Raw genomic sequence first — 16,693 nt, 5'->3', positions numbered from 1 at the left:
CACCATCCGAGCCTGAGTATATTTTTGACATGCTGTTGTTGCTGAACAAGCAGATTAGCTCCAAGTTTGAGCGTTGTGCAGGAGTCAGCGCATCCAGATTGCAACTATTGTGCAAGTTGTATCAAGTGAAGGAAATCAGTCAAACTCTGTTGCAAAAAGAGGTTGGCATTGACGCTGCAGCCGTAACACGCCATTTGAAACAACTGGAAGCGACAGAAATGGTCACTCGACGCACAAAGCCAGAGGACAACAGGGTTACCTTGGTAAGCCTGACCGATTATGGGCGTGCACGCATTGTCATCTTTAAGCAGGAGCGTTCACAGTTTGTAGCTCAGATGCTACAGAGCTTCGACGAGACCCAGCGGCACCAGCTAGCTGATATGCTGCAAGTGATGAATAGTCATATATCCGATATGGACTGACAACATTTTTTTAACATTACTATACCCACAGAGGGATAAGGAGAGATTGGAATGAATAATACGAATACATCCAGTACTGTAAAAACGAATGATTTTAAAGAAATCGCCCTGGGACGCCGTTCGGTAAAAGTATACGATCCGTCCGTGAAGATCAGCCGTGAGGAAATGACTGAGATTTTGACAGAAGCTACACGCGCACCATCTTCCATTAACCTGCAACCTTGGCGTTTCCTCGTCATTGACAGCCCTGAAGGTAAAGCCACACTGGCACCATTGGCCCGTTTCAACCAACGTCAAGTGGAGACATCTTCGGCAGTGATCGCTGTGTTTGGAGATTTGAACAACTTTGATAATTTCGAACAAATTTTCGGAGAAGCTGTAGAACTGGGCTATATGCCAAAAGACATTAAAGAAATGCAACAGGAAAAAGTAGCAGCTCACTTTGCAGCGCTTGATCCCGTTGTGAACAAAGAAACGGTCCTGATCGACGGTGGTTTGGTATCCATGCAGCTTATGCTGGTGGCGCGCGCTCATGGATACGACACCAACGCTATCGGCGGTTATGAGAAGGATCAAATTGCTGAAGCCTTTGGTCTGGACAAAGATCGTTATGTCCCTGTTATGCTCATTTCCATGGGTAAAGGAATCAACGATGGTCATCCTTCCACACGTTTACCTATTGATCAAATTGCACAGTGGAAATAAGTTAAGTTATATCTATATGCAACATAAAAATATACGCAAAATAAAAACAGGCGGAGCAAAGGCACATCCCTTTGCTTCGCCTGTTTTTTTATTCGCCAGGATGCAATGCAGATCCGGGGCTTGATGACGTGTCGATCCTCTGGTTATTTTTGTACTATATTCGCTCCCGACGTCTGTGTTGGGTCAGCGGGGTCATTCTGAGTAGGATGGTAGCGCTTGGGCCATATAATCTGGTGCGAAGTATGACTAAGCTCCTCATAAAATAACGGTGCTTTCTTGAATAGGCGTATGACTAGATGGAAAAAGAACCATCCGTTCATCACCAACAGCACAAGGCTGATCATAACATTTATCCAAGGAGACAGATGAGATCCCAGTACAGATCCACCTAGTACGTAATTAAGTCCAAAATACAACCAATACAAGAGACTGTAGCGCTTAATGAGCTCCCACAGGGCAACTCTTTTTCCTCTCCCTATCAGATGAATGCGTACCAGCCACTTCCCCGGAGTTCGTCCATTTGTCAGGTAAGGAACCACCATAAAGTAAATTCCACTGGAAACCCAGAAAGCAGCAGATACATGCATGGACTCCATAATGCTGAGCAACCCTGCCCAAAGGATAGAATCCACGAAAAAGGCAACACCCCGTCGGGTATAGGACACCCGTTTGGTCGTAATGTCCAAATGCTTGTCCAGATGCTCCAAGCGAGGCAGGAAGCGTGAAAACCATTCGCCTAATAGAAAGCCTAGCATACCGCCCAATGTATTAGCCAGCAGATCGTCCACATCGAATACACGATACGCATGGTCAAAAAATCCATATAATCCTGTCAGCTGTGTCACCTCAAAGAAGAGGGACAGGGTGAAAGACAGAATCAGACACCATCCCCATCGTGCACGGAAATAATAACGTAAGAACATACCGAAAGGCATGGTCATCACAACGTTAAAAACGACTTGTAGAAAGGCACGCTCCTTCAGCAAATGAACATAGCTGGAGGGATGAGCGGGTGAGACGGATGTTTCTCTTATAATGTCTTGAACGAACTGCAAGGGCATTAACTGCAACGCTCCCCCGGTTAATGCAGCATTATGACGCGATGCCGGAAGCGGTAATATGACCAGAAAGAAGGCGTTCATCAAGTATAAAAGCATCAGGTAAAGCAGCCATGCTCTAGCCTTGTGAATATAGCCATGCCTGCGATATTGCACGATTAGGAAAGGCAGTGTGAACAATAACGCAGCAAAAGGAAACGCAAGAAAGGCATATGAAACAGGAAATAAGTACGATTGAATCATATGCTGCTTACGCCTGCTTTCTCCGGAACTTCACCAAAGACCAAATGACCAGAAATACCATGAAAGCCACGCACACGCTAATGCTGATGCGATTTTGCGGGTCAAGCAAGAATAGAACCGCGATTATCCATAGGCATCCCACTGTAATCGCCGTTACATAAGGGAATCCCCATATCTTGAAAGTAGGCTCCACTGGATAAGATTTGCGCAATTTCAATTGGGACAGACAAATGCAGCTCCAGACGAGCAGCACGACGAAGCCCGGCACAGCCATCAAAATACGGAAAAGCCCGTCCTGAGCGATATAAGCAACCATGGAACCGACAATCAGGATTACAGCACACAATTTGAGACTATTCACTGGAACCCCATTGGAAGACAGGCGGGCAAGTGACTTGGGGCCTTCTCCATTGACAGCCAGCGAATGGAGCATACGTGTAGCCCCATAAATTCCCGAATTGGCGGCAGACAGTACAGCAGTGATCAGAATAAAGTTCATGACATGAGCCGAGCCTTGAAGCCCTACAGAAGACAATACCTGTACAAACGGGCTGGTATTCGCATCCAGTTGGTTCCAGGGAATCAAGCCACAAATGATGAGAATTGGCAACGTATAGAACAAAACAACGCGAAGAATAAAGCTTTTAACCACTCTAGGCAGTACTTTTTCCGGATTTTCTGTTTCCGTCAACGTCAGTCCAATCAGCTCGGACCCTCCGTATGAAAAGGTTACGACCAGCAGCGCTGAAAAGATAGCCAACCAGCCATTGGGTAGAAATCCGCCGTGCTGCGCGTAGTTGCTTAGATAAGGTGGAGTTTCAGTGGGAATAATCCCGAACAGTATACAGCCACCTAAGGCGATGAAGATAATAATCATGGCAATCTTAATACCTGCAAGCCAAAATTCCAGTTCCCCAAATCCGCCGACACTCAGCATGTTGACGACAATAATGAAAGCCGCACTGACTAAACTGAGTACCCATAGAGGGACATCTGGCAACCAATATTGCAGGAAGCTACCCGCAGCAATGACCTCAATGATACAGACGGCCAGCCACATGAAGCAATACAACCAGCCGATAATAAAGGACAGTCGTTCTCCAAAAGCTTTGCGAATAAAATCCTTCATATTCATGTTGGGATAGACGGTAGCCATCTCGGCAATTGCGCCCATAACGACCAAGAGCAGGAGTCCTGCGAAGACATAGGATAAAATAACTCCTGGTCCCGCCAAGCTAATCGTTTCGGTGCTTCCTTTAAAAATACCCGTCCCGATGACTCCGCCCATAGCCATAAAGGTAATATGCCGTGGGAGCAGCTTTTTGTGCAAAGTGGGTTCATTTGATTTCAATATGAAATCCTCCTTCATATAGTGTATAGCTTCAGCATAGCCCAAACAGGGTTACTTCAATTAGACTTATACTACATGAAAATATCCAATTAGGAAATGAAAGAAATAGGATATGGTAGGGAGATTGAAATCGATAGAGGACAAACTGAAGATAACAGAGGCAGAATGCTGGCGCTGAGGATTGCTTTATCAGCGATCATTGTGCCTCTTATTGCTCTACTTGGTGATATTTAAGTGATCACGCAGGGGGCATGAGGGCGTTAATCTGGTGCAGTATTGGCGTTACGGCGGGAACTAGCTCCGCAATATTCCTTTAGCCCGTACTTGCTTGAGCCAACTAGGAAACTCATTCAGCAGACGGTCGTACAATTCTGCATCTGTCACGGAGTCAATGTCATCCAAGGCAAAGAAATCTGCATTATCTACTACGCGGCCGCGCATCTTATCCAACTTTCGAAGAATTCCGTAATCGGCTTTACCAAGACCTACAAATTGCCAGAAAATCGGAGTGCTTGAGCTTTTAATCAGCAGCTGTTCTATTTTTTTTTGTTCATAAATACCTCCATCACTAAAAAAGATAATGTAGGTCGGGATCATGTCGTTGGGATCTTCTTTTGTGTATTTAAGTATGATATCCTTCATGACTTCTGGCTCGTTATTGCCCCACCCCAGCTCACTATCTTCACTAGGCTCAGCATAATTCCTATGAATGTAATTCTCGAAATTCCTCTCTGTGACGCTTGGAGCACGTTTGGCTTTGTCCGCAAAAAACCATACATCCATTTCACCATCGTCATCCATACAGGCGGCTACAGCCAACACACGTTCGCAGGCTTTTTGCACAGTCCCACCCGTGTACAATTTGAACATAGAAATAGAAGCATCGAATACAACCGCTACACGTGCTTTTTCACGGTCTATTTTTTTCTTTTTCAGTGAAAATTGTACATTCTGCTTGTGCAGATTAATTCTTGCGTTAATGGGGGCAGTCTCTTTTCCGCCAGCTTTAGCACCTACCGCGCTTAAGATCGCCGATGTAGGGATGTTCATCTGAACGGTATCCACTGGCGATTCCGTTTCCTCCACGGTCACACCATGAGCTTCGGCAAGCGGCTTTAGTCCTCCGTTGAAACCACGCCCAACTGCGCGAAGCTTGAAGCCAGACGTATGACGATACACTTCTGCCAGCACAAGCGATGTCTCACTGGTGGCTTTGGTGATGCTGTAGGTGATATGGGATTGCTTGCCTTGAGCAGTAACTGAGCAGCCGACCACATCGGCAAAAGTACCTGGGCCGTCCAGTGTGGCCGCAAACACACATTTTTCCACCCCGGTTCGTTCCAGTTCCTGGAGCGCTACAGTAAACTCAGTGGTTCTGTCATTTGGACGCTGTAACCGTACATGGCCGTGCGGGTCAGCGGGTTGATTGTAAAAAACGAAATAGTCATCTGAGGAAACCTTTCCGTCTGCTCCTACCATAAAACAGCTAACATCCAGTTCGGCAGGTGCATGCTTCCATGTAATGGTGACCCGCACTGTATCTTCCTTACCGAATGGTGCATTAGCTCCTGTACTCAATGCAACGTTGGGACCGCTCATGCTGTCAAACCCCCTATGTATTTTAAATCTTGTATTATACAAATTGTACCATGGAAATGGTATATTCACTTTGTTTCGTGCAGGAATATTTGTCTCATGGTAGACGCAGTAAAAGATGATATATAATGAGGTTGGTTTGGATACAAAGTATGATATTTATGAAGCGGAGGCCTTGACAAGTGAAGCAGGACCGGAAAAAGCAGACAGGTTCCCACACCGGGACGAGTAAGGAGCATGAGGCTGACGAGCTGAACGAGCTGCTGTCCTTATGGCTCCATTCGTCGATCCGTGTCATGGATGTCCGGCATATTCGACTGGAATCAGAAGAGTTGCTTCAACCGTATCGTCTTCCAGCGCAGGCTTTTATATTTGTATTGCAGGGTAGCGTGCGTTTGGATGGTGATTGGAAGGATACGCCACATTCAGGGTACGTACTGCATGGCAGCAAAGGCTTTGAACTGAATATGAAACCCTCGCAATGTGGGATTGAATATATCCTTGTACTATATAAAGCGACTTCTCTATCAGGACATACGGTGTATAATCATCCTTCGATAGTTCATGGTTTTGCACCGCCTTATCCGGTTATACTGTATCAAAAGCTACAACTACTGGATGACGCATGGCAGGATCAAGAGGCGCTATCCAAGATTCAGGCTCAGGGTCGGTTCTATGATTTTGCATATGAATGTATACGGCAATTGCAGGAACCGAAGGCTCGAACTTCTGCGCGGGGTATCGTGACACAGGCCATTCGATTTATGCAGGATTGTTACGCGGAGTCCATTACGCTGGAACGTTTGGCCGGATTATTGGAATGTAGTCCGCGGCACCTGACCCGGTTATTTAAAAAACAAACAGACTGTAGCCCGATTACGTACTTGATTCAACTGCGAATGGACAAGGCGAAGGAGCTTTTGCGGAAGACGGATGCCACTTTACAGGATATTGCTGTCAGTGTGGGGTACCCGGATGTCTATTTCTTTAGCCGAGCATTCAAAAAATATACTGGCGTATCCCCGGTTCACTATCGGGACAGCCTATATTCATCTGCTTTTATGGGAGATACACGTCTAGATAATCCATTGAGCATGTCCGAATGTTCCATTGATTCGATAAGTGGCGCCCTGCATACTGGTATTGAGGATAATAATCATTATCAAAATTATGATGAAGGGATTTTACGAATGAATAGAAACGCAAAGCATTCCATGGCATTTATTTTATTGCTTAGTTTTACCCTGCTGCTCAGCGCGTGCTCAGACACATCCAGTCCTACGGCAACCGATGGTGCTTCGCAAGGGAACAATAATACATCAGCGGAACCAACATCACAGGAAAGGGTGCTGAAGGATGCACTCGGGCATGAGGTGAAGATTCCGGCTCAGCCTCAACGTGTGATCGCTTCTTATCTGGAGGATCATCTGGTGGCGTTGGGTGTTAAACCGGTAGCCCAATGGTCGGTGGGTAAAAATTCAGTTCAAGCTTACTTGCAAAAAGAACTGAAGGATGTTCCTACCATCGCTTCAGATCTTCCGTTTGAGGCGGTTCTGAACTTCAAGCCTGATTTAATCATTATGGACAGTGCGAGCATGGTGGAAGGCGACAAATATAATCAATACTCTAAAATTGCTCCAACCTACGTGGTAGGCAGTAATATGAACAATGATTGGCGTCAAGAACTGCTGACCGTGGGTGAGGTGCTGAATAAGAGCAATGAAGCGAAGCAGGCATTGAGCAACTACGACAAAAAAGCAGCAGAGGCTAAAGCCAAGCTGAGTCAGACGGTGGGACAAAAAACTGCGGCGGCATTATGGGTAACGGATAAAAACGTGTATGTCGTAAACCAGAATCTATCCAGCGGTGATGTATTGTATAAGGATTTGGGATTCAAGATTCCACAAGTCGTACAGGAGATTTCCAAAACGGCTAAGGCGAACTGGAGTAATTTATCGCTGGAGAAGCTGGCCGAGCTGGATGCGGATTATGTCTTTATCGTGAACAGCAAAATCGTAAGTAAAGAAGATATTGTAAAAGATCCTGTATGGGCGGGAATTCCAGCCGTTAAAGAAGGCCATGTATACGATTTTGGCAAGGATTCCAGCTGGTTGTATACAGGTACAATTGCAAATAGTCAAATGATTGACGATGTTCTGAAAAATGTAACTAAGTAATGTAACTCAATAAACTAGATTATAATAAAACAGCGCTATTCTCACTTAACGGCAGAAGCCACAGTAGGAGAGCGCTGTTTTGTCTTTTTAATTCCGTATGAACTCTTGCCGTGCAACCCGGTTTTATAATAAAAGATGTCTGCATAGAGCAGACATCTGGTTTATTTTCTAAATTAGGCTTGCGGAGATACCAGGATTTTAACCTGATTTTTCTCTTTCAGGAGTCCTTCAAAACCTTGCTCAATCACTTCTTCGAGCTTAATGCGTTTGGTAACCAGCTTGTCGGCTGGGAAATATCCTTTTTCCATCAGGCTGATAACAGCCGGGAATACATCACGGTAGCCGATAATACCCGTCAGATTGCGTTCCTTCATGACAATATTGTTCGGTTTAATCGGAGCTTCTTTTTCAAAAATGCTGACGATCATGATTTGTCCGCTGATCTTAGTGGATTCAATAGCTTGAGTCAGCACAGGAGGTACTCCAGTGACTTCATAGGCTACATCTACGCCGCCGTTGGTCCGTTTGTGCAGTTCTTCCACCACATCATAAGTCTTAGGATCAATCACGATAGCACCCAGCTCTTCAGCTTTAGCTTTACGCTCCTCGGAAAGCTCTACTGCATAAATCTCAGATGCGCCCGAAGCTTTCAACGCTTCAATAACCAGCAATCCGATAGGACCAGCGCCAAATACTACGGCTTTGTCGCCGACTTTCAGTTGGCTTTGACGAACAGCATACAAAGCAACGGCCGAAGGCTCTACCAATGCGCCTTGCTCGAAAGATACGCTTTCTGGAATTTTGTGAACCATGTGCTCGTCAGCTGCGACATATTCAGAAAATCCACCGCCGCCGCCTGCCAGACCGAGGAAGCCCATTTTATCGCAAAGATTATATTTGCCTTGTTTACATGCATCACATTCTCCACATGCAAAAACCGGTTCTACAACGACACGGTCGCCAACCTGAATCTTGGTTACACCTTCGCCGATTTCGACGACTTGTCCAGAGAATTCATGTCCCATTACGATCGGTGCTTTTTCGCCAGTCAATGGATGCTGAGCATCTTGGGGAATAAAGATTGGTCCTGCTACATATTCGTGAAGATCACTTCCGCAAATGCCACACCATTCTACTTTGATTTTTACTTTTCCTGCCAGAGCGGCGGGCTGCTCAATGTTTTCCAATCGTAAGTCTTTTACTCCATGCCATCTCAATGCTTGCATGTTTGTCATCTCCTTGAAGAATATATGATCATTGCCTCTGTAAAAGTGAATGAATTAGGAAACGTTTCCGAAAAATAATATGTCACAAATTTTACACATTGTCAAACCAAATTCATACAAAAAGCACTTGATTTTTTTGTGAATATAATCACTTGTGACTGCAGTGCTATATTCGGCTCGTTGCTTTTATACAAAGATATTTTGTGGATTTTCCAGATGAAGCAAAGATAAGAAGAAAGCGACTTCAATTTTTAGACACTCATTCTGTGGTATAATATCAGTATTAAGACTTTATTTTAGGAAGTCAGAAAACGATTCCGTTCTTGAAAGGATTTTGGGCGTGACAGATCAAAAGAAAGTAACCATAGAGGATGTAGCCAAGCGGGCAGGAGTCGGTATTGCGACTGTCTCCAGAGCTATTAACGATAGTGAGGGCATCAGCCCGAGAACGAAAGCCTTGATTTTGCAAGTGATTGAAGAGATGGGGTTTACGCCCAACACCTCGGCTCAGAGCTTGAAAGTGCGTCAGACACGACAAATCGCGCTGGCCGTGCCGGACATTCGTAACGCGATTATTCCGGAAATCGCTTGGTCCGTAGAGCAGGCCGCCAAGCAGCATGGTTACCGTGTCGTGCAAATCAATACCGCCGGGAATGCCAGAATGGAGCTTGAAACGGTGCGTGAGGTTAAGAAGCTGCATGTAGACGGACTTATCATTATGCCGCTGGCATATCCTAAAATGCTGGTAGACCTGATTAATAAAGCTAGCGTTCCCGTGTCCATTATTAACTATGGCAAGAAGTTGGGCGAAGATGTCAAAGCGGATATCGTCAGTCTGGCCCGGCAAGAGGGAAGACTCGTGATGGAGCATTTGCTTAAAATCGGAAGAACAAGAATTGCCTATGCAGGTGCTGCGAAGGACAAAATCGAGGAAAGATACTTTGCTTATGAGCAGTCTCTCCAGCATGTGGACCCTTCACTCGTTTATTTTGGTGATGATTTCTCCTTTGAGACAGGGCTGCGTGCTGCCGATTATTTTTACAGCTTGAAACATATGCCGGATGCTATTTATGCGGTTAATGATATGGTGGCGATAGGGATCGTCAATCGATTTAAGGATTTGGGCGTAAAAGTGCCGGATGAGGTTGCTGTAGTTGGTATTGATAACAATCTGTGGGCTATGGTAACGACTCCTCAGATCAGCTCAGTTTCCATCATGGGGGAAGAGGTGGCACGGTTGGCTGCGGAACTGCTGCTCAAGCGGATTCAGGAACAGACACCTGGGGATTATGAGCGTGTGCAATTCGAGCCTCGTCTGATCGTGAGGGAATCGAGCGTCTCCATGATCCGTAAGCCTACGGTGGGACGTGACGTATAGAAGTTTAGATGGAATCTTCCTATTGTTAGATGGATGAACGGTTGCAGGCGTAGCAAGATAGGAGTGGATTTTGGGCAATTATAACGACCATTGTTTGTTCAGACAGGAGAGTGGATTCATGTTAAAAGGTAATGGGTTCGTTTCTGCAACTTGTACTGCACTAATGATGGCTGTAACCATAGGGTGTACTCCCCATCCAGTGGGACAAGATGCTGAAACTGTGGCGCCGTCCGGAGCAAACCATGGGGAGTCCAAGCAAACTGCAGCCGATACGCAGCATACCCAGCAAAGTAAAGAGGAGCTTGTGCTGTCCTTTTATAAGGATTCTTCCCTCAGTGATGAAGCAAAAGTACGTCATATAACGGACCATTTAGCAGGAATCCAATGGGGAAAGATGAACGAAAACAATGAACATCAAAGCCTGGAAATTATCGAATATTTGTATAGGCAGCGAGCTTTTATTCCATCGAAAAGTTTTCCAAATGTGATCCGAGCTTCTGAAGGATTGGATGGAGCTTTAAGCGAAAGCTATGCTGCCCTTATGGGAGATTTGTTTACAAGAGACAGAACTGCGATGACTCGAGCATTGGCAAATATGGATAAAACCAACCGCACACAAGGTATAGGAAGCATCGGGTATGCTCTCAGCTATAGAGAACCCAAGGAAGTCAAGAAAGAGATTCAACAATGGCAGGCAGGACAAAAGCTTACTACGGCAGAGAAGGATGTCATTCGAGCTTTGTTCGTCAAGCTGGATAATCCGTATTGATGCATGCATAGAGGAAATATTGAACAGCCGCGTCTCTACCGGAAGAGCGGCTGTTTGTGCTGTTTTTTACATCCTGCCATCTATGATTGGGATAAGCGTTAGTAGGACCATTGGTTTCTTGTGTTCATCTAACAACGTGTTCAAGTGGTCGGGTGATCTTGATCCGAGCGCAAGCGTTTGATGTCACTAATTGGAGGCAGGCCGAACAAACGGGAGTATTCGCGGCTGAATTGTGAGGGACTCTCGTAACCTACCTGAAAACCGACATCTGCCGCATCCGCTGATTCGGATAACAACAGGCGGCGGGACTCTTGTAGACGTAATTGTTTTTGATATTGCATGGGGCTCATAGCCGTAACCTCTTTAAAATGACGATGTAGTGACGAAGGACTCATATTCGCTAGTTTGGACAATTCTTCAATACGCAACGGCTTATCATAATCCTGCTTAATCCGCTTTATGACTTCTGCAATTCGGTTGGAATGGCTGCCGGTCATGACCAGTTGTTTTAAGGATTCCCCCTGATTACCCTGTAAAATCCTATACAGTATCTCACGAATGACTAATGGAGCAAGCACCGGAACATCTTGCGGGTTTTCCAAAAGATGCACTAGCCTTACCACGGCATCCAGCAGTAGTGAGTTGGTTTGACTTACATACAAGCCTCGTCTGGAATCAGGCATGGGGCTTGTGGGAAAAGCAGATTCCTTGATCAGGTCCAAAACCTGATGCGGATCAAAATTGAGCCGGAGGCACAAATAAGGAGCTTCTGATGACGCTTGGATGACCTGCCCCGAGATCGGCAAATCCACCGACACAACAAGGTAGTCGGATGTGCCGTAATGGTAGCTTTCCTCTGCGAGCATCACGACTTTTCTGCCTTGTGCCACAATACATAAGGCAGGTTCATGGACTTGATGTACCGGAACGGTTGTATTTGAACTTCGGACGAAGTGAAGCGAAGGTATGGCTGTAGTGAGAACTCCGTCCTGATTTGAAAATCGTTCTATAAGCCTTGCCAATTCGGCTTGTTTTTCCATGGTAGAACCCTCTATTTTGGTTGCCCCCATCGTGACACATCCCTTCTTTCAACGTAGCCCGTTTTCATTTTCAGTAGTTTATTACATATTAAGGGTCTTTGGAGGATTAGGCAATAATTTGCTCTGATTCTTCTACCAGCTCGATGGACATTCCTCTCATAATAAGATGCAGATACAACACCTAATGAGCAAATGAGAAAAAAATAAAAATGCAAAGGAGTGAAATAGTCATGGAGAGCAAAAAAACGGAAAAAAGTGTACACGCTTCGCAGCATCCCTATATAGGGATGTGGGTAACTGAAGACGGAAATATCCGTCAGGAACTCTTGCCTAATGGTCGTTATGATGAAGCACGTGGTCAGAGGCAAAGTGCCTATACAGGAAGCTATATCATCGTAGAAGATGACTATATCGAGTATGTGGACGACACTGGATTTACGGCAGATGGTGAATTCAAAGATGGTGTCTTGTATCATGCAGGGATGGTTTTTTACAGGGAAGAGAAAAAGTAATCTATTTTATCTTTTTTCAGTGACATTTTAAACTAGAGGAGGAATAAGCATGTTGGATATTAAAGGGAAAGTCGTAGCTATTACGGGGGCAAGCAGTGGGATCGGTGAAGCTACTGCCCGTTTACTTGCTCGCCATGGGGCTCATGTGATATTAGGGGCCAGACGCACAGAGCGACTGGAGGCTCTGACATCCGAGATTCGTTCTAAAGGTGGATCGGCTAATTATCAGCAACTGGATGTGACGAAGAGGGACCAGATGGAAGCGTTCATTAACTACGCGGAAAAAACATTTGGGCGTGTGGATGTCATTTTGAACAATGCGGGAGTGATGCCTCTTTCAAAATTAGAGGCCCTGAAGGTAGAGGAATGGGATCGCATGATTGATGTAAATATACGAGGCGTTCTGCATGGGATTGCGGCAGGGCTTCCGATTATGAAAAAGCAAGGATTTGGTCAGTTTATCAATATCGCCTCTATTGGCGCGTATAGTGTAACCCCGACTGCAGCGGTGTATTGCGCTACAAAGTATGCGGTTCGGGCGATCTCTGAAGGATTGCGCTTGGAGGTGGGGGGAGATATTCGTGTGACGCTGGTATCGCCGGGAGTAACTGAATCTGAGCTTGCTGACAGTATTTCAGATGAAGAGGCCCGGCAAGGAATGAAAGAGTACCGTCGTATTTCGATTTCGCCTGATGCCATAGCCCGTTCCATTCTGTATGCCATGGAGCAGCCAGCGGATGTAGATGTTAATGAAATTATTGTCAGACCCACGGCAAGCCCGAATTAATGCTATGGCATCCATGATTCTCCCTTTACACTCAGATCATTTTTTCCTCCATCCTTTTATGGATGGGGGATTATTTATAAGATGAGAAAGACCATCATTCACACCACAGAGTGTAAAAAGGCAGTGTCTTTAGAAGAAACGGGTTTACTTTTACAAATGTTTGTGATAACTTTATTTCGACAAACATCGAAATTAAGACTGAAACAGAAGGGAGCCGAACAGGGTGAAAGATACAACGGAAATGCAACAAGCTGTAAAAATATATAAAGCACTTGGAGAACCAACTCGTCTCAAGATAGCACTTCTGCTAAAAGAGGAAAGTGGCCAATGCTGCTCTGTGCTGGGCGAGAAGCTGAACAGTGTAGCTATTTCAACGCTATCGCATCATCTGAAGCAAATGGCAGAGTCGGGGCTGCTCACATACCGTAAAGAGGGGACGTTTATCTATTACAGCTTGGATGTGGAAGCAGCGCAGAAATATGCCCCGTTCCTGATGACATAATTTTTTTTAGTCTTAATTTCGATATTTGTAAAAATATAAAAACAATATAAGAAAAGAGGCGTTATTTAAAAATGCAGAGCACGTGGAAAGTGTATATTTTGGCCATTGTTAGTTTTTTGGTAGGCACATCCGAATACATTATCTCAGGCATTTTGGATCAGATTGCGACAACCATGGGGATTACGGTGTCCGCAGCGGGACAGTTGATTACAGTCTTTTCTCTTGCTTACGCGATTGGCACGCCGATTCTGATGGCAGTAACCGCTAAATGGGACAGACGCAAGCTGCTCCTGAGTTCGCTCGGATTATTTGCAGTAGCTAATGCCCTCTCCTTTATTCTGCCGGGTTTTGGAATGTTTATCGCCGCACGTATTCTTATGGCCCTCGGGGCGGGGATGGTTGTGGTTACAGCACTGAGCATTGCTGCGAAGATTGCTCCAGCCGGCAAGCAGGCCAGTTCTATTGCTACAGTTACTATGGGTTTTACAGCCTCGCTGATTATCGGGGTGCCGCTTGGAAGAATGATATCTTCTGCATATGGCTGGAAAACCGTATTTCTCGGCATCGCTTTGACAGCGATTATTGCTTTGATCGTTATCGCTATGACAATCCCTCGCTTAAAAGGAGATCAACCGATTCCCTTACTACAGCAATTTGCTCTTCTGAAGAAGCCTGAAGTTGCTTTGGGATTGGCGATTACCTTCTTTTGGGGAGGGGGATATTTCCTCGCGTATACTTACATTTCACCGTACTTGCTGAATGTATCAGGTGTAGGGGATAATATGCTAAGCTCAGTATTACTTGCCTTCGGGATTGCCAGCCTGATCGGGTCGAAAATCGGTGGATACAGCGCAGATAAAAAGGGTATTTCCTTTACATTATTCGGGGGCATGGTGTTGCATGTCTTTTCCTTGCTTTTACTTCCTGCCGCCGCTCATTCCCTGATCGCAGTATTTGCTTTATTGATCCTTTGGTCGTTCGCTGCCTGGACAACTGGACCTACTCAACAATATAACTTGGTCACTCTTGTGCCTGAATCTTCCGGTGTGATGCTGAGTCTCAATCAGTCTACGATGCAGCTTGCCATGGCGGCCGGAGCTGGGATCGGTGGTGTAGTTGTTGGTCAGGTTTCGCTGGCTTCCATCACCTGGTTTGGAGCAGCAGGGGTCGTTATAGCTATTGTGGCTGTATATTTACTTTCACGAAGATCCTCAGTCCACACGGAATTGGGTGTTACGGAGTAAAGCTTATAGATAAGTGAAAAGGAGGCCCAGTGATGAAGGTGACATTGTGGTCTTCTTTGATTTTGAATGAACAATAATATGCTCTCTTGCAGTAGGAGGACTTATTCAAACGTAATATCAGTGATTTTGCCGGCTTCCTTAAAGCCGATATTTTTATAAACTTGATTGGAAACCGATAGCTCGGATACCATTCCGCTGGCAAAACCTTTCTTTCGTAAATTAGGCGGGGTATACACAGCATTAATGCGAGCATGTCTCGGCGAGCGGTGAGCAATATTAGCCATGGACACAGGCATGTTATTTACAATCCAAAGATACAAATTTCCTGTCCCGATGGTCTTCTCCGCAACCGATATTTGACTAACCGGATCAATAAAACTACCTAAAGCTTCTTCTGAAAAACCAGCTAGAAACTGGGCAACTAATTGTACATCCTCTGGGATGGATTGTCGGATCATTCCCTCAACGCCCGAGGGCTTTTTATATTTAGGACAGAAATAAGATTCCATGACCATATGGGTATGTACCTGAGCAGCATGACGACGTTGTGCGTAAGCATTTGCGAACTTCTCGACTGTTTCGGCATCACCACATACACCTGATAGGGTGGTTCCTTTTAAATAACGTAAGAGTTCTCCTATATAGGTCAATTTATGATTATCTGTGATTTGTTGTGAGATCCATAACCAGGCCTTATGTCCGGGTGATTGAGCAAAGACCATATTTTTATCGGACGTTTTGAGGCATGTTGATCCTTCTGACTCACAAATTCGATGGATCAAATGGTATCGAACTTCATCAGCCAAAAATAGATTTTGATTTAATATATCGTCGTTTGGGACTAGTTGCTCAATCATGACTCTGCCTCCTAATGAGCTGTGACCTAAGCACTTGTAAAGTGCTATGAAGCTATGAAGATTCGGTTGTTATATCTACTAGGATTTAAACTTCCGCGCTATACGTTTCTTATTTTTTTGTCGCCAAATCCATCTTTCGATAAAGTTTTTTTCTTTTCTTTCCTGAAGTGTTTCCTTCATACCCTTAATAAGAAATTCGGATCTTCGCTTGTCGTTTCTGCTAATTTCACGTAGTTCCTCAATAAATTTATCGTCCATGTCCGCATCTCCGTTAGTTCAGGATTTTCCAAATTGCTAAGCTAGATTATACAGAACATATGTTCCTTTTTCAAGTCTGCATCGCTCTATTCAATCACATAACCATTTTTAGATGGATGCTGCGAGGCCCGCGCCAATCGGATGGTGAGGCATAAGATAAGTTGAAAGGAGGAATTACAACATGGACAACAAAGCATATGTATCTCAAACGTATCCACGTCTTACAGTTTACAACGAAGAAAATTTTCGGGGTTCCAGGAGAGTATTCAGAGGAAACCTAGGCATTCGTAATACCGATAACATTCTCGACGGCATCGAAAGTCTGCGTTTCTTTTCTACCAGCAGCAATGCTACACTGGTACTCTTTACAGGCACGCGGTTTAGAGGTAACTTCCGTGTGTTTAGAGGCAATCGCAGCATCGCCGACCTGGATGATCTGATTCGTGGGAATGATGTGGAATCTATTATCTCTACCAATCAACGTTTGACGTTGCAACAAATCCGTAATATCCGCAGTAGCGGTAGACTTCCATCTGGCTACCGAATCATCTAACGGCCTTATTTCGAC

17 protein-coding genes are annotated in these 16,693 nt (G+C 45.1%); 11 read left to right on the top strand and 6 right to left on the bottom strand.

What is annotated here, in order from left to right:
* Positions 1-29: 29 nt before the first annotated feature.
* Positions 30-422: a MarR family transcriptional regulator gene (locus MHH57_RS17775; RefSeq protein WP_029515555.1), complete on the top strand. Its 393-nt coding sequence runs from the start codon at positions 30-32 to the stop codon at positions 420-422.
* Between the two features lie 51 nt (positions 423-473).
* A complete protein-coding gene (locus MHH57_RS17770) occupies positions 474-1,127 on the top strand; it encodes a nitroreductase family protein (protein ID WP_069010473.1) in 654 nt (217 codons plus the stop codon).
* Positions 1,128-1,270: 143 nt separating this feature from the next.
* On the opposite strand, the gene MHH57_RS17765 is transcribed toward MHH57_RS17770, so the two are convergent.
* Positions 1,271-2,428, bottom strand: coding sequence for a VanZ family protein (locus MHH57_RS17765; protein ID WP_165149694.1), 1,158 nt, complete (start codon positions 2,426-2,428; stop codon positions 1,271-1,273).
* Positions 2,429-2,435: 7 nt separating this feature from the next.
* The gene (locus tag MHH57_RS17760) at positions 2,436-3,779 is read right to left on the bottom strand and encodes an amino acid permease (RefSeq protein ID WP_029515552.1); all 1,344 of its coding nucleotides are present in this window, start codon (positions 3,777-3,779) and stop codon (positions 2,436-2,438) included.
* 96 nt (positions 3,780-3,875) lie between these two features.
* Here MHH57_RS17760 and MHH57_RS17755 point away from each other — a divergent pair, with 96 nt between their 5' ends.
* Positions 3,876-4,013, top strand: coding sequence for a hypothetical protein (locus MHH57_RS17755; protein ID WP_208332661.1), 138 nt, complete (start codon positions 3,876-3,878; stop codon positions 4,011-4,013).
* Between the two features lie 60 nt (positions 4,014-4,073).
* On the opposite strand, the gene MHH57_RS17750 is transcribed toward MHH57_RS17755, so the two are convergent.
* The gene (locus tag MHH57_RS17750) at positions 4,074-5,378 is read right to left on the bottom strand and encodes a VWA domain-containing protein (protein WP_342434340.1); all 1,305 of its coding nucleotides are present in this window, start codon (positions 5,376-5,378) and stop codon (positions 4,074-4,076) included.
* 179 nt (positions 5,379-5,557) lie between these two features.
* On the opposite strand from MHH57_RS17750, the gene MHH57_RS17745 reads away from it, so the two are divergent.
* Positions 5,558-7,552 carry an AraC family transcriptional regulator gene (locus tag MHH57_RS17745; protein ID WP_342434339.1) on the top strand — a complete coding sequence of 665 codons (1,995 nt, stop codon included), beginning with the start codon at positions 5,558-5,560 and terminating at the stop codon, positions 7,550-7,552.
* 173 nt (positions 7,553-7,725) lie between these two features.
* Here the strand turns inward: MHH57_RS17745 and MHH57_RS17740 are convergent, their stop codons facing one another.
* Positions 7,726-8,778 carry a 2,3-butanediol dehydrogenase gene (locus tag MHH57_RS17740; protein WP_028542246.1) on the bottom strand — a complete coding sequence of 351 codons (1,053 nt, stop codon included), beginning with the start codon at positions 8,776-8,778 and terminating at the stop codon, positions 7,726-7,728.
* A gap of 340 nt (positions 8,779-9,118) precedes the next feature.
* Between MHH57_RS17740 and MHH57_RS17735 the strand changes: the two genes are divergently transcribed.
* Both MHH57_RS17735 and MHH57_RS17730 read left to right on the top strand, forming a co-directional pair.
* Complete coding sequence (locus MHH57_RS17735; protein ID WP_165149700.1) at positions 9,119-10,156, top strand: LacI family DNA-binding transcriptional regulator; 1,038 nt, start codon at positions 9,119-9,121, stop codon at positions 10,154-10,156.
* 118 nt (positions 10,157-10,274) lie between these two features.
* Entirely contained in the window at positions 10,275-10,925 is a 651-nt protein-coding gene (locus MHH57_RS17730) for a hypothetical protein (protein WP_165149702.1), read from the top strand.
* Positions 10,926-11,065: 140 nt separating this feature from the next.
* On the opposite strand, the gene MHH57_RS17725 is transcribed toward MHH57_RS17730, so the two are convergent.
* Positions 11,066-11,995, bottom strand: a complete 930-nt coding sequence (locus MHH57_RS17725; protein ID WP_165149704.1) for an AraC family transcriptional regulator — start codon at positions 11,993-11,995, stop codon at positions 11,066-11,068.
* Between the two features lie 200 nt (positions 11,996-12,195).
* On the opposite strand from MHH57_RS17725, the gene MHH57_RS17720 reads away from it, so the two are divergent.
* From MHH57_RS17720 to MHH57_RS17705, 4 genes are all read left to right on the top strand, one after another.
* The gene (locus tag MHH57_RS17720; protein WP_069010478.1) at positions 12,196-12,477 is read left to right on the top strand and encodes an Atu4866 domain-containing protein; all 282 of its coding nucleotides are present in this window, start codon (positions 12,196-12,198) and stop codon (positions 12,475-12,477) included.
* Positions 12,478-12,526: 49 nt separating this feature from the next.
* A complete protein-coding gene (locus MHH57_RS17715; protein WP_208332666.1) occupies positions 12,527-13,264 on the top strand; it encodes an SDR family oxidoreductase in 738 nt (245 codons plus the stop codon).
* A gap of 223 nt (positions 13,265-13,487) precedes the next feature.
* Positions 13,488-13,766, top strand: coding sequence for a metalloregulator ArsR/SmtB family transcription factor (locus MHH57_RS17710; protein ID WP_029515545.1), 279 nt, complete (start codon positions 13,488-13,490; stop codon positions 13,764-13,766).
* 71 nt (positions 13,767-13,837) lie between these two features.
* Positions 13,838-15,010 (top strand): MFS transporter, encoded by a 1,173-nt coding sequence (locus tag MHH57_RS17705; RefSeq protein WP_342434338.1) that lies wholly within the window; start codon positions 13,838-13,840, stop codon positions 15,008-15,010.
* Between the two features lie 101 nt (positions 15,011-15,111).
* On the opposite strand, the gene MHH57_RS17700 is transcribed toward MHH57_RS17705, so the two are convergent.
* Positions 15,112-15,867, bottom strand: coding sequence for a hypothetical protein (locus MHH57_RS17700; RefSeq protein ID WP_340932840.1), 756 nt, complete (start codon positions 15,865-15,867; stop codon positions 15,112-15,114).
* A 439-nt stretch (positions 15,868-16,306) separates the two neighbouring features.
* On the opposite strand from MHH57_RS17700, the gene MHH57_RS17695 reads away from it, so the two are divergent.
* Positions 16,307-16,678 carry a hypothetical protein gene (locus MHH57_RS17695; protein ID WP_029515541.1) on the top strand — a complete coding sequence of 124 codons (372 nt, stop codon included), beginning with the start codon at positions 16,307-16,309 and terminating at the stop codon, positions 16,676-16,678.
* Positions 16,679-16,693: the final 15 nt, after the last annotated feature.

The sequence above is a fragment of the Paenibacillus sp. FSL H7-0442 genome, from assembly GCF_038593105.1.
Taxonomy (GTDB): domain Bacteria; phylum Bacillota; class Bacilli; order Paenibacillales; family Paenibacillaceae; genus Paenibacillus; species Paenibacillus polymyxa_D.
This window is presented reverse-complemented; position numbering and strand designations above follow the sequence as displayed.